This window comes from Fodinibius salicampi (assembly GCF_039545095.1).
Taxonomy (GTDB): domain Bacteria; phylum Bacteroidota; class Rhodothermia; order Balneolales; family Balneolaceae; genus Fodinibius; species Fodinibius salicampi.
In genome coordinates this window covers 376,049-402,936 of the sequence record NZ_BAABRS010000001.1, presented here as the reverse complement: position 1 = coordinate 402,936, position 26,888 = coordinate 376,049, and the positions used below count along the sequence as shown (strand labels likewise).

The window sequence follows — 26,888 nt, the reverse complement described above, 5'->3', positions numbered from 1 at the left end:
AATATCCAAAAAGTTCGGGTTCTGTTATGCCCCAAAGATATTGGATTTATTTGTAGGAGAAAAAGCTAACTTTTATTGTCTAGGAATCTTAATCCAAGTTCCTGCTTCAATTGTTTCATCCAGCTGTACCTGATTTGCTATGGCTACATCTTCCGGTGTTAATTCAAGCGGCAGGTTATCGGGTAAAAATGACTGGAAAGTCCCCGAACGATCTGTTCGGAACGCTTGAACCCGTGCGGGCTGGATATTAAGAATTGACCGATCTTCAAGAGAGCGGAAAGAGTTCGCTGTTTGCTCAAACTGTGACCTGTACTCGTCAAACTGATCCGCCAGTGTATAGGATACAAAACGATAGATATTCCCGTCATAGGCTACAGAATAGAGATAGAATCGTACATCGGCTCCATCTTGAGTTTGGGCACTTGCGGTGGCCTCAAAACCTTCTAAGCCATTGTGAGATATAGCGCTACTTGTAGCCGGCTCTACTCCATCCTGATTCAAAAATTCGTTAACCGAAGCTTTTGGAGAATTATTTTTACTGTCAATCTGGAAAACAATTATCGCATTCTGGTCTTCATTCACCATCTGCACTGCGGAAGGTTGATTAGCCAATTGCCATCCTTTTGGATAAGGAAACTGGAAGGCCAGTTCCGGGTGATAAAACATCCCGTCGCGAGTAAATCCTTCACGAGGGTTTTCCCCATATACCATTCCGTCAATAGCCTGCATAAACTGGTCAGTATCCCGAATCGTCTGCTCATATCCTTTTTCCTCCCACTCCTGGGCCAGTTGTGGGATAGTCTGTTCCCGTGCAGCCGGATCGGGGTGCGTGGAAGCCCAAGCCGGAATACTTTGTCCTGATTGTTCGGATATGCGTTTCAAAGCTGAAAAGAAACCTGCTCCTTCGGCCGCTGCATAATTCTGCATTGCAGAGTATTCGACTCCCAAACGGTCGGACTCTCTTTCATCATCGCGGCTGTAACTTAAAAACAGAAATTGTGCTGCCTGACCTCCCATATTGAGAATCGACTGTCCCGGAACACCTAGTAGCTCCTGTCCTGCTACTGCTCCACCAATGAGAGCGAGCTGCCCCATCTGTTGTTCAAATGCTCGCTGCGAAGCATGACGAGCAGCAACATGACCGATTTCGTGTCCAAGGACTACTGCCAGCTGGGCTTCATTCTCCAAGTGCCCCAATAAACCCCGGGTTACATAAATATACCCTCCCGGAAGAGCAAAAGCATTGGGTGTGCCGCTATTCAATACCCGGAAATAAAATTCAGTTTCTTTATACTTGGGATCAGTATCTTCACGGCGCATGTGGCTTACCGAAAGCACTTCCTGCCCGATATTTTCAACATAATTCGATAATTGCTCATCATCGTATATACCATACTGTTGTTGTATTTGCTTATCAGCCTGTTGTCCTATTTGAACTTCTTTTTCCCAGCTATAGCCATAGGCTCGCTTTTGGTCCGTAATTGGACTCCGCTGTACCACACAAAAAGTTATCAGCAATGCAGATAAGGCTAATAAAACAATATTCCGAAAATGTAATAGCTTCATAATAGTATGCCCGTTAAATTTGTTTTATCTCAGTTGAATCATTCTATTAAAATTAATATAACTGATTCAATTTCTCCTTCCAATGCTCATATATCATCATCATTGCCAGTGTATCAAGTTCACAATACCGAAGTAAAGAGTTTCGGTACGCTTCTCTTTGACTCTTACTCAAGTCACGGGCTAAAAGTTTCCCATAACACACCATCGCTTCTGTGCCACGACGAACTAACGCTTCCGATCTCTCTGCCAAAATGTTATATGGATTTCGGGCCTTATTATTCTTATCCGGTTGCCACCAGGTTACTTTATCAAAATTATGGCTGCTATATGGTTTGGAATACTTCTGCCTCAAAAGGTCGCTCTGTGTCATAACAGATTGCAGCACATCCTTGATACTCAATGAATCTTCCATTTCTCTATTGTAATAATAATCCTTTACCTGACGGCTTAAATCAGCCACATATGGTGGATGAGCATGCTTGGAATCATTACGTTTAATGATGGTTTTAATCCATTGAATAAGCCATTTACTATCGGGGATAATTTCGGATTCATCTCTTAATTCCCGGCGAATTATCTTCAGGGCATTACGCTCAAAATTAGAGTACTGTACAATTGTACCTTTATTAATGTTAGGCACGTTCATTAATCGACGAACCAGCTCATAGTTAGGGTAAACACTGCCGAGGTCATCGAGCCACTGATGATGTTCCCAGTCTCCATTTTTCTGGAGCGTATGACAGGAAAACTGAAACACCACCAGATGATATGGAGGGCGGTTTCTACGCACCGGCACGGCATAATTTCCAGCCTCAAAATCCAAAAAATGAACGGGATACTTCCATCTTCGCAATTCTTTTATGAGAGGAGGACGTAAAATTTCTTCCGGAACGGACCGCCCTTTTGCTTTATGGACCTGAAGAGACTGGCGCATTTGGGCCGTAATTTTATTCGTACTCTCTGTAATAAAATTAATCGGTAAAATACTATCTTCATCAATATCCTGCTGAAAATATTTTCCTTCATCCAACCACTTTTGGGTGCCGGCACCAATCAGGTCAAATATGTGTCCTGATTTTGATTCCTCCGGTCTCAATGGATCCCAACACTCATTAAAACCGCTTTTCTCGCCTTTTTCAACCCGAGATGAGACAATTCTAAATTCACACTCCTTGCATTTCGTACCCACTTGCGGATCAACCTTTTCCTGTTCCAGATAAATATCTCTCAGGTAAAATAGCGTTTCCTCAAAAGATTCTTTTTGAAAGTGCTCTTCCGCAAAATCCGAATCCTGCCATATTTTTTTTAACGGATCGCTCACATCCAGCTTTACCAATAGCTGTTGATTTGAAGTAGGTATATCCGAGGCTATAGAATCCGGTTCAAAAGGCTTTAGTGCGCCCGGCAATTCACTGCTTTGGGCATAAGAAGATTTGTCGGGTAAAACTAATAAAGGAAGTATAGAAAAATCCGAATATTCTTCCTGAAGAATATATAGTTGATACGCAAAATCAAATAAATACTTTCTCCATTTAGAATGGATATTTCCATTTCTGTCTAATAGGCTATGCTTTCTAGCGTTGAAAGCTTTAGTCTGTATATGCATGACCGTAAGACGGTCTGCACTTTTCAATATGACCGGCAACCTGGCCATCATTCGTTTATGAATGAAGGTAGCATCAAAGATAATACTCTCTTTACTATCAAAAAGACCCTTTGTTTGTTCTGCAGACTCCCTAGTATTTCGCCCGTTTATAAATTCACCACTGGGATAAATTGAATGTACTAATGATTTCAAAAGCCTTTTGTTGAGAATGGCATGTTCAATAAAGGGTCGTCCTGCCTGGCTTTCAGGATAATCTTTAGCTTTGTAATAAAGCTTTGTAGGACATCCTAAACCCGTCCGAAAAAGGTGTTTTGTAAAATAAACAGCACGATCAGTTTCCTCCTTCATCCTACGAAATAATATTTACTTCTGGGACCAAATCAATTTCAAATTTTTCTCTGACAGATTCTTGAATTTTAGCAGCGAGATTCAATATCTCTTCGGCGGTTGCCCCCCCGTGATTTACAATTACCAGCGCTTGTTGTCGGTAGGTACCGGTATTACCAATCTTTTTTCCTTTCCACCCCGCTTCTTCAATAAGCCATCCGGCGGGAACCTTGATCTCATTTTCACTTATTTCATAACCGGGTATCTGTGGATAAGATTGTTTTAATTTTTCAAACTTTTCTGCTTCAACTATCGGATTTTTAAAAAAGCTACCAGCATTACCCAGCGCTTCAGGATTTGGAAGTTTATCATTGCGAATAGAAATAACAATGTCACTGATATCGCGGATGGTGGGCTCATTGATATTTCTTCTTTCAAGTTCCGACTGTATTGCCCCGTAAGAACTGTTAATCTCAGGTCTTTTCGATAGCTTAAGAACTATTTTGGTAATTGCAAATTTCCCTTTAAGAGCCCTCTTAAATATACTGTCGCGATATCCGAACTCACATTCCTCCTTGCTGAATGTCCGTACTTCTGCAGATGCTATATTTACCGCCTCCAGTCTTTCAAAAACATCCGCCAATTCTGCGCCGTAAGCACCTATATTCTGGATAGGGGCAGCACCCACGGTTCCGGGAATAAGCGAGAGATTTTCGATGCCTCCCCATCCTTTGTCTATAGCGTAGCGTACGGTTTGATGCCAGTTTTCTCCTCCACCTATTTCTAACCAGACAAAGGAATCATCTTCTTCAACTATTTTCTTTCCTTTAATCGCTATTTGCAAAACCATTCCCGGGAAATCACCAGCAAAAAGGATGTTACTTCCTCCCCCCAATACTAACATATCATCTGTATCCACCGGCGATTCCTGAAGTAGCTGCTGGAGTTCTTCTACAGATGTTATGGATGCAAAAAGACGGGCCCTGGCTGGAATATCGAGGGTATTATACGGACGTAACTGGACATCCTGATTTACAATTTTGTTAAGCGATTCTGGCATACAGTAATTACTTATTCTCTGAAGAATTTCGGGCATTTTTGGATCTTGGTTCCTGTACTTTTACTCGTACTTTCCGCACCCGATTATTTTGAACTGAATGTATGGTAAATTCGACATTTTTGTAATAGACTCGTTCCCCTACATTCGGGATGCGCTCGGTCAGATTATACATAAGTCCTCCGAGCGTCTCAAAATCATCCTCCCCAGAAGTTAGCGTGCATTCGAGTATTTCCTCCATATCATCCAGGTCAATTTTGGCGTCAAATACATAGACCCCGCTTCGAAAACGGGTAAACAGCTGTTCTTCTGCCCCATCGTATTCGTCAGATATATCACCTACAATTTCTTCAAGGATATCATCTAGTGTAATTAATCCTTCTGTGCCACCATATTCATCAACTACAATTGCGATATGTGTTTTTTCCTGCTGAAAATCACGAAGAAGGTCATCAAGTTTTTTAGTAGAAGGTATAAAAAGTGCTTTTCGGGCAATAGTCCGCCAATTTATGGTTGTCCGCTCTATATCAGAATTAATGTAGGGGAGCACATCTTTTGAATGAATAATCCCCAGGATATTATCCAGATCATTCTCATATATAGGCATACGTGAGAGTCCTTTCTCACGTATAAGTGTTAATACTTCATCGAGGGAATTCGTAGTAGATATAGCTACAATATTAATCCGAGAGGTCATAATTTCCCGCACACTGATATTCCCAAATTCTATTACATTTTCAATAATCTCCCGTTCATCTCTTCTAATCGATCCTTCCTCTTCACTGACTTCAGCCATCGTCATGATATCTTCGGAAGTCATTTTGCTATTTGGTTTGGGAAGCCGTTCCTCAAGGCTGAGCGTACTGTTTGCTATAAGAACTGCAAGTGGTTTAAGAATAATATAAAAGAAATAGATAGGACGGCTAATAAGCCTGGCATTTTTCAGTGGATCATTTATAGCAATGACCTTTGGAGTTATTTCACTCAGAACCAAAATTGAAAAGGTAAGTACGATAACTTCCGACAAGTAAATCCAAAACTCTGAAAACCCATAATAAGCTATAATATTACCGGTAACCACCGCCGCAAGGATTGAAGTCACAATATTGGCAAAAGTATTTCCAATCAGTATAGTCGCCAGCAATCGGCGTGGACGTTTCAGCATCCGCCTGATCAACTTGTCTTCTGGATGTCCATCACTCTCTATAATGGAGCTATGTTGGGAAGAAAGCGAGAAAAAAGCAACTTCAGATCCTGAGAAAAGAGCTGAAAATATGAATCCAATAATAATGATGGAAATTTCAATAATCAGTCCAACCGGATCTATTGTCGAAGATAGTTCAACAATATCAGTCGACTGCAGAAAGGTAATCAAAAATAAACTATTCGGTTCGTCCAATTAGTTATGAGACTTCATTTTTTCTAAAGCTATATACTTCAAGCTTCTGGTGCAAGAATGAAAAAGCGACAGAACTAAATCATCCTGTCGCTTTTCGTTTCCTTTAAATAAGTGAGCTTTATTAGAATGGCAAATCATCATCCAAATCATCATCCATATCATCAAAATCTTCACTTAGATCAACGTTACTGGACACAGGTTGGGAGCTATCGGGTTGTGACGGTACATTCTCACCACCTTCGCTGCTTCCTTTGCTATCCAGCATGGTCATGGTAAGCGCCTTTATCTCTGTAGTATAGCGCGTCTGACCTTCTTTATCTTCCCACTGGCGTGTCTGAATAGGACCTTCGATATATACCTGAGATCCTTTTTTGAGATATTCCTGGCAAATTTCCGCCAAACGTCCCCAGGCAACGACCCGGTGCCATTCGGTATTTTCCTTCCATTCGCCTTGCTTATCTTTGTATCGTTCAGAAGTTGCAACTGATAATGTTGCCACTGCTGTATTAGACTGTGTATAGCGTACTTCAGGATCACGCCCAAGTCGGCCGATGATCATAGCTTTATTTAATGAACTCATAATTGTCTCCGTTTTGTTTAGTATTTCTCTCTAAAGGTAAGTAAGATATATTTCGGAGCAAATCCTTACAGAATTTTTTTTACTTTTTTTATTTTATTCTTTGATTATCTCACTTTTTACGCCTCTATATTGCATAGAGAGCAATTTTGAGAAATATTTCTTTCCAAAAAAAGTTCTTCAAATTATCTGGGTTTCCCCAGAAATTTTGAAATATCGTATTAAAAACCCGCTGACTTAACAGGGCCGGGCTATATCGGGATAAAGTATTAGTAAAGTTCTATCTCACTTATCTGTCAACGCCACAACGCCCGGGAGCTCTTTCCCTTCGAGGAACATCAGGCTGGCTCCACCACCAGTGGATACGTGTGAGACCTCTTCTTCGAGACCTGCCTGTTTAATAGCAGAAGCTGAATCACCACCCCCTATAATGGTGGTAGCTCCCAATTTAGTGGCTTGCGCCAGTGCTTCTGCAACGGCATTCGTTCCATCTGCAAAGTTTTCCATTTCAAAAACTCCCATCGGACCATTCCATACAACCGTCTGAGCATTTTTAATTACATTTCCGAATGAAATCGCCGATTGGGGACCTATATCAACAGCAATCCAGCCATCTTCAATTCCATCTTCATCTACTACCTTATGCTCCGCATCATTTTTGAATTCCCTGGCAACAACTGAATCCATAGGCAGTACAAACTTAATATCTTTTTCATCTGCTTTTTCCATGAGCTCTGCAGCCAACTCTACCTTGTCTTCTTCCAAGAGGGAATCACCAATGGGTAATCCTTTGGCTTTATAAAAAGTATAGGTCATGCCGCCACCTATAATAATAGTATCCACCTTGTCCAGTAGATTTTCTATAACGCCAATTTTATCTGAGACCTTTGCTCCTCCCAAAATGGCAACAAATGGTCGTTCAGGATCATTGATAGATCCGCTTAAATACTTAATTTCTTTTTCCAGCAAAAAGCCCGATACGGCCGGCTGCAAAAAGCGTGTAACACCTGCCACCGAAGAATGGGCACGATGACTGCTGCCAAAAGCATCATTACAAAAGAGATCCCCATGTGCAGCCAATTGCTTGCAAAACTCCTCATCATTTGCCTTTTCTCCCGCATGAAAGCGAACATTTTCAAGCAATACAATTTCCCCATCTGCTGCCTGCTCAATTACATTTGAGGCTTTTTCTCCTACACAATCTTCCGCAAAATGAACGGTTGTATCTACTAATGTCTCCAAATGCTCTGCCACGGGTCTCAGGCTCAGTGATTTATCAACCTCGCCACCGGGGCGCCCTAAGTGACTCATTAGGATAAGTTTTCCTCCCCTATCGGTTACAAATTTTATGGAAGGCAATGCCTGAACAATGCGGTTGTCATCTCCTATCTGGCCATTTTCAATCGGCACATTGAAGTCAACCCGCATGAGCACCTTCTTTCCTTCAACATCAGCATCTTTCAACGTCATCTTATCCATAGTAATATCTTTTCGTACTTAAATTAAAAGTCGCCTCAAGATACAACGGCAACACACATTGATCAATCCAAATAGCTAATTTTATTACCCTCCTATTTTGGGAGGTTTTCTATTTTAGGAACTGTTTTTCTAATCAAATTTAAATATCTTTGATAGGTTAATTCGAATATTGAAGCAGGAATTATGAAGACCGTTTATTTCGATCACGCTGCCACTACGCCTCTTGATGAGCGCGTTCTTGAGGCTATGAAGCCTTATTTAACCGAACATTTCGGAAATGCCAACTCAGCCCATCAAATGGGTAACCAGGCAAAGGTAGCAGTCGAAGATGCACGAGAAACTATTGCCGATATCATTGGGGCGGAACCCGCTGAAATTATTTTTACCAGCGGCGGGACTGAAAGTGATAACTCTGCCATAAAAGGTGTGGTCAAAGCAACGGGTAAAAGCGAGGTTGTTACCTCTCCACTTGAGCATCATGCGGTTCTTCATACAGCTGAGGCCCTTAAGCAAGACGGTGGCCGACCTGTTTATGTAGAGCCAAACCCAGACGGTACGGTAAATCCACAAAAAGTAGCTGATGCAATTACGGAGAATACGGCTCTTGTATCCCTGATGCACGTGAATAATGAGATTGGTTCCATCAATCCGCTAAAAGAAATTTCGGAAGTATGCAGGGAGCACAATATTCCATTTCATTCAGATACAGTTCAAAGCATTGGAAAGATACCGGTGAATGTGGATGAGCTGGGACTTGATTTCCTAAGTATGAGTGCACATAAGATATATGGGCCAAAAGGTATCGGGGTGCTTTATATGCGTCACGCGACTCCATGGCTGCCCTGGATGCACGGTGGATCTCAAGAACGCCGCCGGCGTGGAGGGACTCTGAATGTACCTGGAATTGTTGGATTGGCCAAAGCGCTGGAGCTGGCGGTAGAAGAGATGGATCAACATGCCCGGCACTTCAAAAAACTACGCAGCCGCTTGGTTTCCGGACTGGATAAAAAGTTCGGCGACCGTTACCAGATAAATTGCAACAAAGAAAAATGTGCCCCGCATATTGTTAACCTCTCCTTTACCGATACCGGAGAACAATTTGACGGAGAGATGCTGTTGCTAAACCTGGATGTTGAAGGGATATGCGTATCTAATGGTTCCGCCTGTACTTCCGGAACGATAGAACCTTCGCATGTGCTCGATAATATTGGCTTGGATAATAAGGTAGCCAACTCAAGTATTCGCATCAGTATGGGGAAAGATAATACTGAAGATGACATCGATTACCTCTTAGAAAAGCTGGAAATTGTTATAAATCGCATGGCCTCAAAAGCCCCCACTTCTTGATGAGTACTTCCAGGCGTATTTGTGTTTTTTGTGGTTCTAAAAAAGGAAATAACCCTGCTTTTGCCGAAAAGGGAAAAGTATTGGGACAGCAACTGGCGATCAACAATATTGAAGTTGTTTATGGAGGTGGTTCGGTCGGCATTATGAATGAAGTTGCCAACGGAGCGCTTAATAATAATGGAAAAGTCCACGGTGTTATTCCAAAACATCTTAATGATCGTGAACATGCCCATCCGGATATAACAAAAGTCCATATCACAAATACCATGCATGAGCGTAAAGCGATGATGGCTGAGTTATCCGACGCTTTCATCGCCCTTCCTGGTGGATTCGGAACATTTGAAGAACTCATGGAAGCCATTACCTGGCTTCAGTTGGGTATTCATCAGAAACCGGTCATTCTTTTCAATATTGATCACTATTACGATCAGCTTATTGCTTTTATAGATCACGCCGTGGAGAGTGGTTTTATAAGTCCACAAAACCGAACCCTTCTAAAAACAGCTAACAGTATCGAAGAATGTCTTGATCATCTTCCCTTTAATAATTAGCTGATAATCTCTTTCCCTTCTATCCAACTTCCCACATCAACCCGCTAATCCTGACCAATCTGATAATGTCGAAGTGGCTCGGCTCCAAGCAGGTGCTCTACAAAATAATTCCACCGTGCTTTAGTAAAATAATCGGTGCCAGACATCCCATGATCTTCGTTTGGCATAATCAACAGATCAAAACTTTTGCCGGCTTTTATTAACGCATCGGCCATCCGGATGGTCCCGGTGGGATGCACATTATCGTCCATATCGCCGTGAGCCAATAATAAATGCCCTTCCAGATTTTCTGCTAAATTAACATTTGACTGCTCTTCATAGTGTGGTCCCTCGGGATAATCCATATAGATTTCCGGCCAGAACGCTTTCGCTATACGGTGATCATGATTTCCCGCAGACGATACCGCCACTTTATAAAAATCGGGATGCTTCATAACAGCCCGCGCCGCATCATATCCACCGGCAGAATGCCCGTAGATACCCACTCTGCTAGTATCCATATAGGTATATTTTTCAGCTAGTTCTTTAATAGCTTTAATATGATCCGACGAACCGATGTCGCCAAGATTTTTCCAGGAATAATCCTGAAATTCCTTGGAACGGCCGGCTGTTCCAAGTCCATCTACCGTGATCACAATAAATCCCAGTTCCGCTAATGGCTGGTCACTGTTTTGGTATCCCCCGGCAAAACTTTTGGGCGTTCTGACCGCTTGGGGCCCGGAATAAGTACCGTCGATAACAGGATATTCTTTATTAGGATCAAAATTTGAAGGACGGTAAATTACTCCGTAAATATCCGTTTCTCCGTCCCGTGCCTTAACACTAAAGGGTTCGGGGTGCTGCCATCCGGTAGCCAAGAGATCCTTAATATCCGCTTCCTCCAGTTTCATAATCACTTTCCCATCCGAACTTCTTCGTAACACCGAAGTGGACTTTCTATCAACCCGTGAATAGGTATCCACAAAGTAGTTATAGCCGGAAGAAAAATTTATATTATGATCCGCATTTTCAGGCGTTAGCAGCCGAAGATCTGACCCATCAAAATTTACCGAATAAAGATGTTCAAGATAAGGATCGCGGTCGGCTTCACGTCCCCCGGCTGTAAAAAATATTTTTCGATTCTCTTTGTCGATATGTTCAATGTCGTAAACCACAAATTTGCCCCGGGTAACCTGTTGCTTTACTTCCCCCGTATTAAGGTCGTACAAATAAATATGATTCCACCCATCCCGTTCGGATAACCAGATAAACTCATCCGTATCAGGTAAGTATTCTGATTCCGATTTACCGGGATCCACATACGTATCACTCACTTCCCTGAATACCGTATCCACCGCACCGCTCTCCGCATTTGCCCTTAGCAATGTAGCCGAACCATATCCGCGTTCACGAATTAACATATAAAGCGTATCATTGCTGTCTCCATGCCAGTTCCAGCTTCCGGCAATAAGATCATCATAGGGTCCGGCCTTAATTCGGGTCCGGCTTTTATTAACGATGTCAAATACGTAAGGAATCTGCTTAGCTACGCTATCCTCTCCGGGGAGCGCCCGGTAATAAGACACTGATTGTGCCCGGAAGCTCTCATCCGGTACAAACCGCAGAAGGTACATCAGTTTGGCCTTACGCAGATCAAGTTTATTGGCAAATAATTTTTGGGAATTCGGTGACCAGGATACATTAAGCCACAAATCCTCACGCTCTTTTTCATTGGGACCTTCCTGTTTTTTCCAGGCCCATGGTTGAGAAGCACCGTAAATCATTTCTTTGTTTCCATCTTCCGTAAGCTGGTATTCTTCCCCTGTTTCATTGTTTTTTACCCATAGGTTATAATCCTTCCGGGCTACCGTCCACTTGCCATCCGGGGATTCTGACAGCTGACTCTGGTCATACCACTCAGCCCCTTCTTCCTCTTCTTCGAGCTCATAAACATCCAGTGTTCCCAAATCCACTTTCCATTTTTTATCCTTGTGAAAAAACTCAAGACTTTCATCTTTCGGTTTCCACTCCAGTCTACTCAGCGGCAAGTCATAAGGATCAACCTTTTCACCAAAGCTTTCCGATAAACTTTGCGCCAGTTTCTCTTGGTCAAAGAAAGACTGTTTCTTTTCTTCCCGAGCATCAACAAAAAAATATTCCTCTCCCTTTCGAGTATCCACCCGGTACCAGAACTTGCGTTGTACTTCAGCCCAATGGGGATTTACATCCACCCGAAAGACCAGTTCATTTACGTTCTGATATAAAAACTGCTCGGCTCGTTGGTAATCTTCTTTGGTTATATCTTGTGCCTGTACCTGCAATGCAGCTAAGCCAAAGAAAACGAGCCCTATTATTATTTTTCCAGATCTATGCATACAAATATATTCTTAGTTTCAACAAGTATTTTTTCAATTACATTTTACATTCGCCTATTCGTTCTGTCCTGCAATCCCCGGCAGTCTTCCATCTCAATTCAATTCCTCATAAAACCGCCAGTTTGTTTCAAAATCTTTAGGTGGTTTCTGTCCCGTTAAAATTTTTCGGACCATTTCTATGGGCATATTGCCATTTTTAAGTATCCGGTCATGAAAATTCTTATCGGGCATATCACCATTTACAACAAGTTCATTATATAAAGCACGGATTTGCAGTCCTCCCAGCATGTAAGCGGCCTGGTACAGTGGAGGGTAATTCGCTTCAAAAGAGCGGCGTACTTCAGCTTCTGCATTCTTATATTCGTGGCCCACCTTTTCCACAATAAAGTCGATCGCTTCCTGGGGACTCATTTCTCCCAGGTGGAAGCGTAGTGAAAAGATAATGCGAGCGGCCCGGTGCATCCGCCAGTACAGCATACCGATCCGTTCTTCCGGAGTCTCCGGGAAGTCCATATCCCAGAGCTGAAGCTCCCAATATAATGCCCACCCTTCGATCCAAAAAGGAGTACGAAAGACATCACGGTATGGATGATATCGATCCGTCATGAATCCTTGCAAATGGTGTCCGGCAATAAGTTCATGATGAACCGTAGCATTGGAAAAGTTAGGGTTATTCCCCCGCATACTCATCATCTTCGCTTCATAATCCATTGTATTGGTGGGATAGGAAATGCGAATTACTCTGCCTCCCAGGAAGAAAGGATTGATAAGCTGGCGTTCGGGCGTCATCATTTCCATACTCCAGGTTTCTTTAGCCAGTTCGGGGATTGTCAAAAGATCGCGTTCTTCAAGGAAATCTATAGCTCGGATAGCCAGATCATAAATAACTTCCGGCTGTTTCCCCGGTGGCACATAAGTGTTTTTCGTATGCTCAAGTGCCGCATGCCAATCATCCCCGTATCCCAGATCTTCTGAAGCTTTAAGCATCTGATCCAAACACCACTGGTATTCTTTTTCAGCAAGCTCGATAAGCTCTTCAGGGGTATAGGGGATCATTTCATATTCGAGAAGTTCCAAAAGCTTTTCTCTACCGACGGGGTCACCGATAATGCCACTGCCGTCATCTTTGTGCGACTGATCAACCGTCCACTCCTCAAGATATGTAGCATAGTTGGATAGCGTGGTATCCGCATCTTCATAGGATTCCGGGCCCCACCAAGTTACATCGGGATCATAGCCATCATAAAAAGTGTACACATTATCCAGTGTCTGTCGTAAATTTTTCACAACCTCAACCGATCGACGGGATTCATGCGGTTCCAGCCGTCCCTGATCTTTTATTTGCTCTTTATTTTTCCGTATGGCCTCTGCAAGTGTATCCAGCTGCTCGGCAAAACGGCTGCCTTCTATATCAACTCCCACCCTTCTTTTTTCCTGTAGATTTTGAATAATATCGGCAAACCGGATGGTTGGCTTTATGGCGTTATAGCTCGAGCGCGACTGCTGTAGCTCCTGCAGATCTCTTCTGATATTTCGACGCAACAAAATAAAATCAACCGCTTCAGAAGTATTAAGATCACTGTAATTCATCTGATCCAGCCGGTTAAGCCAGTTATTATGCAGTTGTTCCATGCGGTCAAAATATTTTGGACTCTCCTCAAGTACAAAAGCACGCTCAAGGCTCCGAACATCTGCCTGGTATTGTTCAACTGTGATATACAGGCGGCTGACAGACTCCGGCTGGGCCTGTAAAACAACCGTTGCGAAAAAAATGAAAAAACAAACAGCTATATATTTTAAATAATGCATAGTTACCCTGTATAATTAGTTGCTATCAAGATTCACTTTGTTGTTTGCTTTACCGAGTGGAATGACAAATGCCCCGCGTTCCTTTTCCCATTCGGTTTGTGGTTTGAAAGTACCTACTATTTCTTTTTTAGCCGGTTGGTTAATACGCAGGCGAGCTTCCTTGGTAAACTCGTTTTCTTCTTCAAATACCAACTGTACTTCCTTTGTATCGGGATTAAACCGAATTTTATCAAACTTACCGGCATCCAGGGTAAGCCATAGTCCCATGGGGGCCAAATAAAACCGGGAACGTGCTGAATTCAGGGGTTCTACTGTAATCCAGTTTTCGCTGTGTTCTAAATTTCCACCGAAAGTCTGCCACCCGAACTCGGGATGGTCAATTACATAGGTCCCGGTATTTACGGCATGCCCAAAGAAACCGGATCCGTAATCTCCTGAATAACCATCAATTGCCAAAGTAGAAGGAAAGCTATGAAATGCTGCCGGACCGAAACCATCCTGCGTGACATTCGCTATGGATCCCATCAATCCACCATAACCTACTCTGAGCAAGTGGTAATCTTCGGGATTTTCCCGGTATTCCGTCAACACGGGGATAGCATTTAATCCCGATCCGTAATGATGCAGCTGCCGTTCAATACGGCTTAGCTTACCGGCATAAAGAAAGTCCCAATAACGCCGAGCGCTTCCATTATATCCCCAATGGGGTACGGTTGGCATATATCCAAGAATTGCATTCAACGTAACCCTGGCTTTTTGATCAAAGCCAAAATACTTGCACCAGGCGTAGACCTCTTCCTGTCCGGTGGAATCCCAGGGCATTTCGCTGCCGAATGGAAATGGAAGAGACTCCCAAAGTTCGGCTCGCTCCCGCATTGTTTCTTCAAGGGACGCCGCCTGTTCCCAACCTTCCCTTTGGAGGTCTTTTAGAATCAGTAAAAACACAGTTCCCTCCATCTGTCCGTACTGGGCGTAGTGCGGGGCATACTCAACCATGGCTTCCGAGGTTTCATAAGCCCGCTCCAGGTACCAGTCCCAGGGATGGTTAGTTACCAGTCCCTCATGATTGCGTGCCAGGCGATACAACACCCAATAGGCCGCAGCCACGTGGGGATAATTATAAGATCGCCCGACCGACCGGGCTTCTTCTTTACTCCAGCTCGACCATCCCCCAAAATTAACATCCTCGCTGTAGGTGCCCTCCGGCATCTCATCTGGTTCATAGTAAAACATACTTTTACGAACCCCGTACTTTTGCTCCCCCTCGCTGTATTGAATCCCTCCCCACAAGGTATTATCGACAAAAGCTTCCAGCTTTTTTATTTCTTCGCGATCGGGATCAACAAGCTGTTTCATAACTGCAGCAAGCCAGGAACCAGCTCCCCCCTCATCACTTAATCCCGCGATCCAGGCGCGATTATCTTGGCGTACCTGCTCTTTTTTCCCATAATCGTAGCTAATAACTGATGGGGCTCGGTTAAAGGGATCATTTTGCTCGTCAAACCACTGTTCTGTTGTAAGAAAATCGCCCATATCGTCTACGACCTCCGATTCCGGCTTAATTACCTTGTAATGAACCGACTGCTTAACCCCATCCTGGTAGGTAACCGTTAGCCGGGCACGTCCCCACTCTTCACCATTTATCTTAATTCGGTTCCAACCGTTTTGGGTAGTACCGCTACGATTTATTTGCAATAATCCTTCCGGCTCTACAGACACAGACGCTATATCCTGTGTATATTTCAGAAAAAGCTGTCCCTCTTGATCCTGCGGTAATACATAGCCGGGCATTCCTTTGGCAACAGGATGCTCGTTTTCTACCAGGGTTTCTTCAATATCACGGATGGTATCCGAAAGCAGAAATTTTATGCCATAACTGCGGCTTTCCCCCGGTACTATTACAGCAGAGGTAGTCTCATTCCAATTATCGGCATCTTTCCATTCGTTTTGTTCATAGGCTTCCGTATGGACCATCCACTCATGAAATCCCTCAAAGGTAATCCCCTTTTGTGTGGAATCTGCCAGCAGAGGCTTATAGGATTCAAAGGAAGTGGATTTATTTTTATCCGGTGCTACAATAAGTGCCGGACCCTGACCATTCAAACGGGTCACCTGCAAGTACCCGGCATCCTGTCCAATATACGGATCATAAAAAGAGCACTTCGCATGGGCTTCTTCCAAATCACGCTCATGCAGGATATTATTAAAAACCATGGGAATACCAAGTCCGCCCACCTCAACAGCTTCATTACCCGTATTTTCTAATTCAAAACGTAATACAAGATTTCCCTCTTTTACCTGCCAATACCTTCGGACCTGCAACGGTATATCCTCGTCTAAGGTGGGATTAAGCAGCGCTCCAGCCAAAAAAGATGATGACTCCAATGCTTTTACCGGGGCACGCTTATCGGCTGTTGAGTACCTAGTCCATTCACCTGATTTTCCGGTTCTTAAGCGCAGTGTAAGATCTCCCAAATGGTAATAGCCATCTCCATTGCGCCGTTCCAGCCAGTCGGCGGGCGTAAAATCGAACCCTCCTTCTCCTTTGGGCTCTAATGCAGCTATTGTCTGTGAAGCCTTGACGAGCTTCAACCGAAAGTTGGGAATTTCAAAATCCAGATAGCCTTGTTCAAGTCCCAGTGTGGGAGTGATATTATCCGTTTCATCATTTTGGGCGGATACTTCTAGACTAACACACAAAATTAAAAGCAGTGCATACAAAAATACCGGCAAAGCCGGGAGAACTTTCTTCCTAAAAGATTTCATAACTATCTCTACCTAATACTTTTAGTTTGAATATAGCTAGATCAATAATGGCAATTCTTTGGTGGAGTTGTCTCCCCAATAATACTTGATTATTTTTAAATTCCCATTTCCCGATATGAGCCTGATCCCACCACGTTCCCATTTTTGTACTGTCTTGTGACAATCTATATTGCAGATAATATTTGAAATCAAACCCTAAATAAAAACTCTTTTTACATAATTTAGTAGATAAGAAAATTTTGGAGAGTCTGTTATGGAAAAGCATCAAAGAGAGTGAGGGTGTTATACAAAATTCTCTGCCTTACCCTTTTTAATTCAATAATCTATCTCCCTTGGAAATTGATCAAAAAGGCTTCACAAATCCTAAAAAGGTATTCATTAATACCAGCATATAGACCAAAAGTGACATCCGATAGGCTGAGGACCATTTTTGGGAAATACGATCATTCATTACTTGATCGAAATTCCGAATCTCTCTTTTAAGAGCTCGGCTTCGTTTTATGGAAAACCCTATACACACCAAAATAAGAACAAAGAAAAGCTGTTTTACGGCGAGCCAGGTATGTTCTTGAAAATCAAACCATCCCCATCGCGGCCCCTCTTCCAGCGAAACCATCCCTCCACCGGATATCAAGATTCCCAGGGCCGCCAGATGGGCACCTATATTCGTGATTAATCGTTCGTACCGGATATATTGCCGTTTTCGGTGGACATCAGTCTCTTCCCTGACTTTGGATGCCAATAAAAGGCTCCCGGCAAAAGCCAGCAACCATATTACATAAGAATAGATGTGGAGAGAATAAAACGTTTGGTACGACATGAAGAGTCAGGAACACTTGAATATAACCAATAATCAGACCTTGGAATTGCTAAAAATATCCTCTATCAAATGGCCGTACTTATCCTCTACAATGCGTCGTTTTACTTTTAAGGTGGGCGTCAATTCACCACTTTCCACCGTAAACTCATTGGAAACCAACCTAAAATCCCGGATTTTCTCGTGTGAAGCCAATTCCTTAGAATAGCTGTGAATCTCATTTCGGTAAATCTTTTGTACTCTCTCTTCATTAATTAGCTCACTTATACTTCCATAAGTCATATTCTCATCTTCGGCGTAATCCTCAAGAGCTTCAAAATCAGGTACAATCAGCGCAGCCATATACGGTTTGCGCTCTCCTACCACCACCAGTTGATCAATCCACTTACTTGTTTTAAAGAGATCTTCTATTGGTCCCGGGTAGATATTCTTCCCTCCGGCATTTACAATCATATGCTTGATACGATCGGTAATTTGAAGCTTCCCGTCTACAAATTTACCCACATCTCCGGTATGCAGATATCCTTCATTGTCTATCATTTCATGTGTGGCCTCGTCATTTTTCCAATATCCCTTCATTACATTGGGCCCCTTACATAAAATCTCTCCCTGTTCCGTATCTATGGAAGTCGGATAATCCTCACCACTTAGCGCGGTCACAATCTCACTGTCTTCCAACCGCTGAATTGCTACCGTTACACCCGGAAGTACCCGTCCGACGGTTCCCATTATTTCATTTCCAAGGGTATTACAACACATAATAGGAGATGTTTCTGTAAGTCCATAACCCTCAATAATATTCAGGCCAGCCCCCATAAAGAACGTACCTATCTCCGCCGGTAAAGCTGCCCCGCCTGAAACGAAAAATCGTATACGTCCACCGGTACGTTCTTTCAGTTTATCAAATACCAGCTTATCCGCCAGTTTCTTCTGCATCGTTATCAGTCCGCGTTCCCCGTCAGCGTATTTTTGGCCCACGGACTGTGCCCATTCAAATATCTTCTTTTTAACGGCAGATCCCTCCTCAACACTTTTTGTTACGAGATTGTATATCTTTTCAAACAGGCGGGGTACACTCATAACGATTGTAGGACTGGCTTCCGTCATATTTTTAGCCACCGTATCCACGCTTTCTGCATAATAGATTTCCGCGCCTCCGGCCAGCATGGCATAATAGCCTGCCGTTCGCTCAAAAGAGTGGCAAAGCGGTAAAAAGGAAAGACACCGATCATCCTGATTGATATTGATAAGCTGGTGAGCTGCCTTAATATTACTTACAATATTTCGATGAGTTAGCATCACCCCTTTAGGCTTTCCTGTCGTTCCGGATGTATAAATAAGCGTAGCCAAATCTTCCGGGGCGATCGATTTGCTCCGTTGCTTTATCTCCTCCTCAACTTCAGGGAATCTTTTGGCCCCTTCTATCATAGCATCCTCGAACAAGTTGACATATGGCTCATCCAAAAAGCGTTCAATATTAGGTTCATCAAATGCAATAACCCGCTGGATATCATCGCATCTGTCAAAAATCTCATGCGCTTTTTTAAGCTGTATTCCGGTAGAGACAAAAAAGAGTTTTGCTTCTGAATCCTGCAGAATATACTCACACTGTCCGGCTGGAAGCGTAGTATAGAGAGATACATTAATGCCACCAATAAGCTGCAGGGCTAAATCCACCAAGGCCCATTCATACCTGTTTTCACTTAAAATGGCCACACGGTCGCCGGATTCAACACCCTTCTCAATTAAAAAGGCGGCCAAATGATGAACATCTTCGGAAACCTGGTCCCAGTTTATGGTTTCATAGGGAGCATCGCTGGCCGGTTTACGCGCAAAGGCTGTTTTATCGGTCCCGCGATATTTATTAGCAAGGTTCTGAAAAAGCTCAGTTAGTGTTTCAAACGCTACTACTGTAGGCATATAATTATAAATTTTATTACTAATTAATTAGCCGCAATACCCCATGCTATGCTTGATCTTAGGATAGATAAATGAATATAACATTTTGAAATGAAACTTCAGCACTTACTATTATGTAATAAAGTAAGAATTGTTGAAAGGATCCTATTTTATTCAGTACTTGTATTTCTTATATTAAAAGAAAAATGATAGCATGGCACATCCGGCGAAAGAAGAAACAATTGACCTCGTAAAAGAAATTTTCAGCTCTTATTTAAAGGAGCATAATCAGCGGCAGACTCCCGAGCGCTTTATGGTACTGGAAGAAATTTACCGTGCCGATGGTCATTTTGATGCTGATGATATCTTTTTCAATATGAAGGAAGGGGGCACACGAGTCTCGCGCGCTACGGTCTATAACACGCTCGATCTACTCGTTGAATGCGGATTGGTACAGCGACAGCAATTTGGCAAAAACCAATACCATTACGAACGGGCATACGCTTACCAGCAACACGATCATATAATTTGCAAAGAGTGTGGTATGGTCCTGGAATTCTGTGATCCGCGTATCCAGGAAATAAAGGATATGATGGAAAAAATCCACGAAGTTAATATCACCGGTCACTCTCTGCACTTTTTTGGAGTTTGCAAAGATCAGGAAGCCTGCAAAGAGCGTCAGGAAGCGGATGAGAAAGAGCCTTCCGCTGCATAATTAGGTTTTCCTTACCTCCCACTGATAACATTTTTTTTAATGTCAATGGCCCTGTGATTAGCACAGGGCCTTTTTATTTATATATAGTCTGTTTCCCGTTTAGTGACTAAAAACAGCTATTATGTCATCCTGAACTAGTTTCAGGATCTCATAATAATTATAGTAACGTTGATACAAGAACGGAAAGAAGATCAACGTAGACTACCCCTGCGAGATCTCGGATCAAGTCCGGGATGACATAGAGTTACCATTAAAAGCCAACCACTAAACGGATTATATGTACTGCACATTAATTTCCCTTTCTATTCCATTAGATAAGCCGGCTGATATCCACAGCTGCACTGTATATGACCGTGAGCATCCGTTTGGGCATGCCAATCAAAATTAGCGGGATACCCTTCCTGCTCCCACCAAAACGGCAGCCGCTCTTTTTCTCGCGTTCCTGTTTCATTCATAGTAGCGGCATCATACAGCCTTCCATTAACCATCGTGTGGGTTACCTTTTCCGTATCGCGAATATTCTCCAGCGGATTTCCATCAATGATAATAAGATCTGCGAGCTTTCCTTCTTCAATAGATCCCAGCTCATGATCCATCCCCAGGTAACGAGCTCCGTTAATAGTGGCAACCTGTAGGGCTTCCAGCTCGGTCATTCCTCCCTGGTGCATCATCCAGAGTTCCCAGTGGGCTCCAAGTCCCTGAAGTTGTCCGTGTGAACCGAGATTCACATTTACGCCGTTACGCTGCAGGTTTTTGGCGGTTGCGGCACTCAATATGTGTCCGTTTTCGTACTCTTCCTGCGGAATCATCTTACGGTGACGCGATCGGGAATCGACAATACTGCGGGGCGTAAAGTTAAGCAGCCGCTCTTTCTCCCAGACCTTGGTGTTCTGATACCAATAGTATTCCCCGCTTACACTGCCATAATTGACAACCAGCGTGGGAGTGTAATCCGTACCACTGGCGCTCCATAGCTCATGAACATCCTTATACACTGGGTAGACCGGGATATTATGCTCTATTCCCGTATGACCATCCATAATCATGCTCATATTGTGCGTAAAGGTCGATCCCCCTTCCGGCAATACCAATAATTCCAGTTCCCGGGCCGCCTTAATTACCTGCTGTCGCTGATCGCGCCGGGGCTGGTTGTAGCTTTTCACGGAAAAAGCCCCAAACGCTTTGGTCCGCTCCAGCGCAGACTTGGCATCCTCGTAATTATCAATCTCCGCCTTAAATTCTGCTTCGGCTCCGTATAAAATACGTCCCGTAGAAAAGATACGCGGACCCACCATATGACCGGCCTTTACTGCTTCGGAATGAGAGAAAATCATTTCGGTATTGGAGGAAGGATCGTGTGCTGTAGTAACGCCATAAGCGAGGTTTGCAAAATACTCCCACTGCTGCTGGGGACTCAATCCCTCCCGGAAGTTGCCGATGTGGGCATGAACATCCACAATACCCGGCATTATTGTTTTGCCATCCACATCCATAACTTCAGCATTTGAAGGGAGGTCCACCTCACCGGAAGCGCCCACTTCTTCAATGCGACTGTTACGAATAACCACGGTTCCCTGCTCTATCACCTTGTCGCCATCCATGGTGATGATACGGGCATTGGTCAGCGCCATGATTCCATCGGGACGGTCTGCTTCCATCTCCAGTCCGATATCAAGTCCCTCATTCGTATCCAGGGGGAGTTCCTTATCCGTTGCTCCCCCTTCCAGGAAGTCAAAAGCTTCCTGCACCCCTACCGAAAAATATTCTTCTCCCAGTGTCCAGTGCAGCTGCTGACCGTCATTACTCCAGTGGAGATTAATTCCGGCATCTTCCGCAACGTGGGTTACCGGAATGGCTTTGGTATCGGCGCTTAGCTCAATCTCTTTCCCGGCCCGGGGCATAGGGGCAATATAGACCTTAAAAAGGTGGTTGAATGCCACCCACTGGTTATCGGGACTGGGAACGAAATTGTTTCCATATTTGGAAGTAAAGTGCACGCGCTTGTCATTCCCGGACAGGTCGACACTTTCGTATGAGTTATCCAAATAGCTTCCTCCCAGATAAAAGATGCGCTCTCCGTTGGCACTAAACCGGGGATTCGAGCCGTCTTCCGTTACCAGAGTCCCTTCCCCACCCGAAGCCGGCATGGTATAAATTCCCGGCTCGTTCGTATAGGCATGCCCCTGCTGATTATTACCATCTTCGCGCCGGTATACGATGGTTTCTCCGTCAGGTGAAAAAGAAGGCTGCCGGTAAATGCCTTTGCGTTCGGTGAGCGTTTGGGGCTCCGCATTGGAATTGTTCATATCCAGCACCTTTATTTTCCCCAATGCCGTATCGCTCCACGTTACATAGACCAGTGAATTCCCATCGGGAGAGAATGAAGGCTCAAATTCAAAGGCATTCCCGTCCGTTAGCCGTTCCGGCGTGCCATTGGGAAGCTCTTTTGTCCATAGATAACCCGCGGCATTAAAGACCATATAATCGCCATCGGGAGCCGTTACAGCATGTCGTATGGCTTTGGCCGTAAAGGTTTCGGGAGCGGGATTCTGTTCAAATTCCAGGGCTTCCGCTATTTGCTGACGTACATCAGCCTCAAAAGGAATAATTTCTGCTTCCTGATTTTCCACATTCAACTTTCGGATTTTTCCCTCTGCCCAGAACACCAACTGCTCACTGTCGGGCGTCCAGTCGATATTGGAATAGGGACCAAAAATTGCCCATGCCTCCTGATGGTCTTTGCTCAACTGATCATAGACGGGCCGCTCAATACCGGACTCCAGATCGCGGACATACAGTACACTTTTCGTCCGCACCCGCTTGATAAAGGCCATTTTCTCTCCATCCGGAGATAACGTCGGGCTGATCGCTCCTCCAGCCCCGCCGGTAATACGCTTCGTCTCCCCGGTTTCCCGATCATAGCGGTTAATGACATAAATCTGGCTGTTCGGGTCTTTGTTGTACTGGAAATATCCCCCGGGATACACGCTCTGACTGTAATAGACATAGCGTCCGTCGGGTGAAAGAAACGGCTGACCGATATCCTGCTGTTCATTGGCCTTTTCTACCAGCTGTATTCCGGATCCGCCGGAATGATGATACATCCAGATCTCCCCGGCTCCCAACGAGCGGGTGGACGTATAATGCTTTCGGGCGATAAGGTATTCCCCGTCGGGCGTCCAAACGGCATTGTTCAGCAAGCGAAAATCCTCGTCCGTTACCTGTCGGGCATTGGATCCATCTGTGTCCATTACCCAAATATTATCCCCGCCCCCGGCATCACTGGTAAAAGATACCTTTTCTCCGTCGGGACTAAAGCGCGGCTGTATCTCATAGGCCAGGTTATCACGCAATACGGTCGCTTCGCCTCCCTCCATAGGCATAATATAGATGTCGCCCAGCAGATCGAAGACCACCTGATCTCCATCCGGACTTACATCCAAATTCATCCAGGTACCCTCGGTTGTAGAAAACTCGATCTCCTCATGGGGTTCCCCGGGATTATTGACATCCCATTCCGCATCCTCCCCGTTCTGAGCCTGTACTCCGGCACCCCAGAACAGGACCAGCAACAGTACTAAAAGCTTCTTCATATCTATATCTACCCGTAATTTAATTTAGATTCTATTGGCTGTGATCAATTTTTCTAAAGGTAAAAAAATAATGCTATGCTTGTAGCCCTTTTGCATTATTTAAATAAAAGAAAGGAAAGCCAACGCTTGAATCAGTCCCTCCCCCCTATGGTATTACCAAAATCTAAATAGCATTTAAGGGGACACACCTCCTCCTGCGCCATCTAATACGCTAAATCTTTGTAGATCAAGAAGACTATGGTGGACAGGCACCAGATCTTGCAAATATCTAGCTTTTAAGCTTTTCATTTATTATTTATCAACTCAACATTCATTCTTGCGCACCTTATTCACCAAGTAGATAGATGGCTTAAACATTAAAAAATATCTTTGAAATTGTCACAGTCATATGCAGGTTTATGGATTCGAGTAAAGGCATTTTCTGCTGATTACCTTGTAATCTCTCTTTATATTGCTTTTTTGGTTGCCATAAGTATTCTCATCCAATCGGTTAATCACAGAATATTGCAGCCTTTATTCGGTAATCCTTTATCAGGTCAGTTATCTGGATTTGTTTTGATTACGTTACCTGTCACTCTTTATTTCACAATCTCAGAATCCTCATCTCATCAGGCGACATGGGGAAAGCGCTGGCAAGCAATAAAAGTGGTTCACAATAACGGGGAAAGGTTGAGTCGGATACGAGCTTTGGGCCGAACAGCGTTAAAATTCATTCCATGGGAACTGGCACATACTTGCATTTGGCAAATGAGTGATAGCAACCAAGAGCCCAGTCCAATAATCCTAATCGGTTTTATTCTTGTTTGGATATTGGTTGGTATCTATCTGCTGACTCTTTTGTTAAGTTCAAAAAAACAAACACTCTATGACCAATTTACAAACGTGTTAGTAGTAAGAAACTAATATTTAATTCAGCCACCTACCCCCTTCAAAAAGGAAAATATCAATCCCCGGCTGGCTAATTCTCCACCAATAGGCAGCAAAACCATTCCAATTTTTGCCCGCTTTTTTATTAGTCAACCTTTCCTTTGTAAACAATTTCAACACATTGGCACCTGCCCTTGTGGATTCCGCAGAGCAGAACCACACAGTGGCGTTCCGCAGGTGTTTAAAGCCTATCCCCCCTGGCTCACCAACACAAAAGTGATTTCCTTTTCAATATTTAAACTTTTTCCCGTATTCTAATAGCGATGGAGGATCTTTTATTTTAAAAGGAATTCCACATGGCCAAAGACAATACACTTAAACAGGGGCGTCAGGCATTTCGTCAGCAGGCGTGGGCTGATGCATATATATCTCTGTCTGCTGCGGATGAAGAAACCGTTCTTAGTGCTGAAGATCTCGAGCTTTTGGCAAAAGCTGCATACCTGATCGGAAAAGAATCAAAATGTACCGAAATATGGGCACGGGCCCATCAAAAGTTTTTGGATCAGAATGATACTGAGCGGGCAGCCTGCAGTGCGTTCTGGCTGGGGATGGTGCTCTTTAATCGGGGGGAACGTGCTCAGGGCAACGGCTGGATGGCCCGGGCAGAGCGATTGATCAAAGAGCATAAAAAGGAATGCGCTGAGCAGGGGCTTCTGCTGATACCCCGTGGACTTCAACAACTTCGTCAAGGGAACGGTGAGGCTGCTCATAAAGTTTTCAGACAGGCTGCGAAGATCGGAACTCGTTTCAATAATCCGGACCTTCAAACACTGGGCAGGTTAGGCAGTGGACAAGCGTTAATCCAGCAAAATAAAATAGAAGAAGGGACAACACTGCTTGACGAGGCGATGGTGAACGTTATTTCCAATGAACTCTCGCCCATCGTTGCCGGAATTGTTTACTGTGCCGTCATCGAAACATGCCAAAAAATTTATGATTTGCAGCGCGCCCAGGAATGGACAGATGCCCTGAGCCGATGGTGTGATGCTCAGCCGGACCTGGTTCCCTATCGCGGACAGTGCCTGGTGCGCCGTGCTGAAATCCTGCAATTACATGGCAGATGGTCGGATGCCATGAATGAAGTCCAACGGGCTTGCCAGCTCAAACAAATTTCAAGTCCGCCCGCTACCGGGGAAGCTTTTTACAGGCAAGCCGAGCTCCACCGGCTGCAGGGCCATTATCCCAAAGCGGAAAAAGCATACCAGGATACCAGCAAGTGGGGCCGAAGTCCACAACCCGGCCTGGCTCTTTTAAGGCTGGCTCAAGGCGATATCGACGCTGCCCAAACAGCAATCCACCATGTGGAAGAGGAAACCAAGGAACGGATGGCTCGCTCAAGAATACTACCTGCATATGTGGAAATTATGCTTGCCTCACAGGAATTGCAGACCGCTAAAGAAAAAGCCAGTGAGCTTTCAGACATTACCACTAAGATCGGAGCTCCTTATCTGAAGGCCATAGCTGCACGAGCCCAGGGAAGCGTTCTTCTTGAAAACTCAAAACCCGGGACCGCACTTAAAAAATTACGTCAATCCTGGTCCCTGCTGAAACAGTTTGAGGCCTCTTATGAATCTGCCCGGACACAGGTACTTATCGGACTTGCCTGTCGCAGGATTGGAGATGAAGACACTGCCGTTATGGAGTTTAGAGCTGCCCGGGAGATATTTGAACAACTTGGGGCCGAGCCTGACCTTTTCAAGGTCAATTCGCTCATCAAAAAAGAGTTACCTAAAAACACTCACGGACTGACGCCACGTGAACTGGAAGTACTCCGTATTCTTGTTACCGGCAAAACCAATAAGGATATCGCCAAAGAGCTGTACATCAGCGAACGGACGGTAGACCGCCATGTTAGCAACATCCTGGGCAAGCTTAATGTGGAAACCCGCGCTGCCGCCACTGCTTATGCCTATGAACATGATCTGATGTGAAGCTTGATTCTTAATAACGGTGTAGTGTATCCGTATTCGATACCCTGCCTTCTGGATAACTCATCTTCCCACTAGCTTTCTATATGCAAAGCCAAAACCACGACCCGGCCAGCGTATTTAGTTCAGTGTCAGGAAATGGGTAATATTACCTAAATCTATTTTTTTGAG

17 protein-coding genes are annotated in these 26,888 nt (G+C 44.1%); 5 read left to right on the top strand and 12 right to left on the bottom strand.

The genetic code is table 11. The features are described from left to right. Positions 1-72 precede the first annotated feature (72 nt). From ABEB05_RS01650 to ABEB05_RS01625, 6 genes are all read right to left on the bottom strand, one after another. The gene (locus ABEB05_RS01650) at positions 73-1,566 is read right to left on the bottom strand and encodes a M48 family metalloprotease (protein ID WP_265786936.1); all 1,494 of its coding nucleotides are present in this window, start codon (positions 1,564-1,566) and stop codon (positions 73-75) included. Positions 1,567-1,618: 52 nt separating this feature from the next. After that, a complete protein-coding gene (locus ABEB05_RS01645; protein WP_265786934.1) occupies positions 1,619-3,520 on the bottom strand; it encodes a DUF2779 domain-containing protein in 1,902 nt (633 codons plus the stop codon). Between the two features lies 1 nt (position 3,521). Continuing rightward, complete coding sequence (gene murB / locus ABEB05_RS01640; protein WP_265786933.1) at positions 3,522-4,559, bottom strand: UDP-N-acetylmuramate dehydrogenase; 1,038 nt, start codon at positions 4,557-4,559, stop codon at positions 3,522-3,524. A 7-nt stretch (positions 4,560-4,566) separates the two neighbouring features. Further along, positions 4,567-5,931, bottom strand: coding sequence for a hemolysin family protein (locus ABEB05_RS01635; RefSeq protein WP_265786932.1), 1,365 nt, complete (start codon positions 5,929-5,931; stop codon positions 4,567-4,569). Positions 5,932-6,076: 145 nt separating this feature from the next. Then, a complete protein-coding gene (locus ABEB05_RS01630) occupies positions 6,077-6,535 on the bottom strand; it encodes a single-stranded DNA-binding protein (protein WP_265786931.1) in 459 nt (152 codons plus the stop codon). Positions 6,536-6,817: 282 nt separating this feature from the next. Continuing rightward, the gene (locus ABEB05_RS01625) at positions 6,818-8,011 is read right to left on the bottom strand and encodes a phosphoglycerate kinase (RefSeq protein ID WP_265786930.1); all 1,194 of its coding nucleotides are present in this window, start codon (positions 8,009-8,011) and stop codon (positions 6,818-6,820) included. Between the two features lie 183 nt (positions 8,012-8,194). Between ABEB05_RS01625 and ABEB05_RS01620 the strand changes: the two genes are divergently transcribed. Together ABEB05_RS01620 and ABEB05_RS01615 are read left to right on the top strand one after the other, a co-directional pair. After that, positions 8,195-9,358 (top strand): cysteine desulfurase family protein, encoded by a 1,164-nt coding sequence (locus ABEB05_RS01620; protein ID WP_265786928.1) that lies wholly within the window; start codon positions 8,195-8,197, stop codon positions 9,356-9,358. Beyond that, positions 9,358-9,909: an LOG family protein gene (locus ABEB05_RS01615; RefSeq protein WP_265786926.1), complete on the top strand. Its 552-nt coding sequence runs from the start codon at positions 9,358-9,360 to the stop codon at positions 9,907-9,909. Before ABEB05_RS01620 ends, ABEB05_RS01615 begins: the two co-directional genes overlap by 1 nt. Before the next feature lie 44 nt (positions 9,910-9,953). On the opposite strand, the gene ABEB05_RS01610 is transcribed toward ABEB05_RS01615, so the two are convergent. The 5 genes from ABEB05_RS01610 to ABEB05_RS01590 all read right to left on the bottom strand — a co-directional run bounded on the left by ABEB05_RS01610 (position 9,954) and on the right by ABEB05_RS01590 (position 19,575). Continuing rightward, positions 9,954-12,263, bottom strand: a complete 2,310-nt coding sequence (locus ABEB05_RS01610) for a S9 family peptidase (RefSeq protein ID WP_265786924.1) — start codon at positions 12,261-12,263, stop codon at positions 9,954-9,956. Between the two features lie 93 nt (positions 12,264-12,356). Then, on the bottom strand, positions 12,357-14,072 hold the full coding sequence (locus tag ABEB05_RS01605; RefSeq protein ID WP_265786922.1) for a DUF885 family protein: 1,716 nt from the start codon (positions 14,070-14,072) through the stop codon (positions 12,357-12,359). A 15-nt stretch (positions 14,073-14,087) separates the two neighbouring features. Beyond that, positions 14,088-16,838 carry a DUF5695 domain-containing protein gene (locus ABEB05_RS01600; RefSeq protein WP_265786920.1) on the bottom strand — a complete coding sequence of 917 codons (2,751 nt, stop codon included), beginning with the start codon at positions 16,836-16,838 and terminating at the stop codon, positions 14,088-14,090. 343 nt (positions 16,839-17,181) lie between these two features. Next, positions 17,182-17,658 carry a hypothetical protein gene (locus ABEB05_RS01595; RefSeq protein ID WP_265786918.1) on the bottom strand — a complete coding sequence of 159 codons (477 nt, stop codon included), beginning with the start codon at positions 17,656-17,658 and terminating at the stop codon, positions 17,182-17,184. Positions 17,659-17,691: 33 nt separating this feature from the next. Next, complete coding sequence (locus tag ABEB05_RS01590) at positions 17,692-19,575, bottom strand: AMP-dependent synthetase/ligase (RefSeq protein WP_265786916.1); 1,884 nt, start codon at positions 19,573-19,575, stop codon at positions 17,692-17,694. Positions 19,576-19,768: 193 nt separating this feature from the next. Here ABEB05_RS01590 and ABEB05_RS01585 point away from each other — a divergent pair, with 193 nt between their 5' ends. Beyond that, entirely contained in the window at positions 19,769-20,269 is a 501-nt protein-coding gene (locus ABEB05_RS01585) for a Fur family transcriptional regulator (protein WP_265786914.1), read from the top strand. A 302-nt stretch (positions 20,270-20,571) separates the two neighbouring features. Here the strand turns inward: ABEB05_RS01585 and ABEB05_RS01580 are convergent, their stop codons facing one another. Further along, a complete protein-coding gene (locus ABEB05_RS01580; RefSeq protein WP_265786912.1) occupies positions 20,572-23,862 on the bottom strand; it encodes an amidohydrolase family protein in 3,291 nt (1,096 codons plus the stop codon). Between the two features lie 375 nt (positions 23,863-24,237). On the opposite strand from ABEB05_RS01580, the gene ABEB05_RS01575 reads away from it, so the two are divergent. Both ABEB05_RS01575 and ABEB05_RS01570 read left to right on the top strand, forming a co-directional pair. Then, the gene (locus tag ABEB05_RS01575) at positions 24,238-24,765 is read left to right on the top strand and encodes an RDD family protein (RefSeq protein ID WP_265786910.1); all 528 of its coding nucleotides are present in this window, start codon (positions 24,238-24,240) and stop codon (positions 24,763-24,765) included. 320 nt (positions 24,766-25,085) lie between these two features. Further along, a complete protein-coding gene (locus ABEB05_RS01570; RefSeq protein ID WP_286668528.1) occupies positions 25,086-26,720 on the top strand; it encodes a LuxR family transcriptional regulator in 1,635 nt (544 codons plus the stop codon). Positions 26,721-26,888: the final 168 nt, after the last annotated feature.

Bases quoted from the DNA above. Each gene is read 5' to 3' on its own strand.
- ABEB05_RS01650 (WP_265786936.1), bottom strand. From the start codon at position 1,566: ATGAAGCTATTACATTTTCGGAATATTGTTTTATTAGCCTTATCTGCA.
- ABEB05_RS01645 (WP_265786934.1), bottom strand. From the start codon at position 3,520: ATGAAGGAGGAAACTGATCGTGCTGTTTATTTTACAAAACACCTTTTT.
- murB (WP_265786933.1), bottom strand. From the start codon at position 4,559: ATGCCAGAATCGCTTAACAAAATTGTAAATCAGGATGTCCAGTTACGT.
- ABEB05_RS01630 (WP_265786931.1), bottom strand. From the start codon at position 6,535: ATGAGTTCATTAAATAAAGCTATGATCATCGGCCGACTTGGGCGTGAT.
- ABEB05_RS01625 (WP_265786930.1), bottom strand. From the start codon at position 8,011: ATGGATAAGATGACGTTGAAAGATGCTGATGTTGAAGGAAAGAAGGTG.
- ABEB05_RS01620 (WP_265786928.1), top strand. From the start codon at position 8,195: ATGAAGACCGTTTATTTCGATCACGCTGCCACTACGCCTCTTGATGAG.
- ABEB05_RS01615 (WP_265786926.1), top strand. From the start codon at position 9,358: ATGAGTACTTCCAGGCGTATTTGTGTTTTTTGTGGTTCTAAAAAAGGA.
- ABEB05_RS01610 (WP_265786924.1), bottom strand. From the start codon at position 12,263: ATGCATAGATCTGGAAAAATAATAATAGGGCTCGTTTTCTTTGGCTTA.
- ABEB05_RS01605 (WP_265786922.1), bottom strand. From the start codon at position 14,072: ATGCATTATTTAAAATATATAGCTGTTTGTTTTTTCATTTTTTTCGCA.
- ABEB05_RS01600 (WP_265786920.1), bottom strand. From the start codon at position 16,838: ATGAAATCTTTTAGGAAGAAAGTTCTCCCGGCTTTGCCGGTATTTTTG.
- ABEB05_RS01595 (WP_265786918.1), bottom strand. From the start codon at position 17,658: ATGTCGTACCAAACGTTTTATTCTCTCCACATCTATTCTTATGTAATA.
- ABEB05_RS01590 (WP_265786916.1), bottom strand. From the start codon at position 19,575: ATGCCTACAGTAGTAGCGTTTGAAACACTAACTGAGCTTTTTCAGAAC.
- ABEB05_RS01585 (WP_265786914.1), top strand. From the start codon at position 19,769: ATGGCACATCCGGCGAAAGAAGAAACAATTGACCTCGTAAAAGAAATT.
- ABEB05_RS01580 (WP_265786912.1), bottom strand. From the start codon at position 23,862: ATGAAGAAGCTTTTAGTACTGTTGCTGGTCCTGTTCTGGGGTGCCGGA.
- ABEB05_RS01570 (WP_286668528.1), top strand. From the start codon at position 25,086: ATGGCCAAAGACAATACACTTAAACAGGGGCGTCAGGCATTTCGTCAG.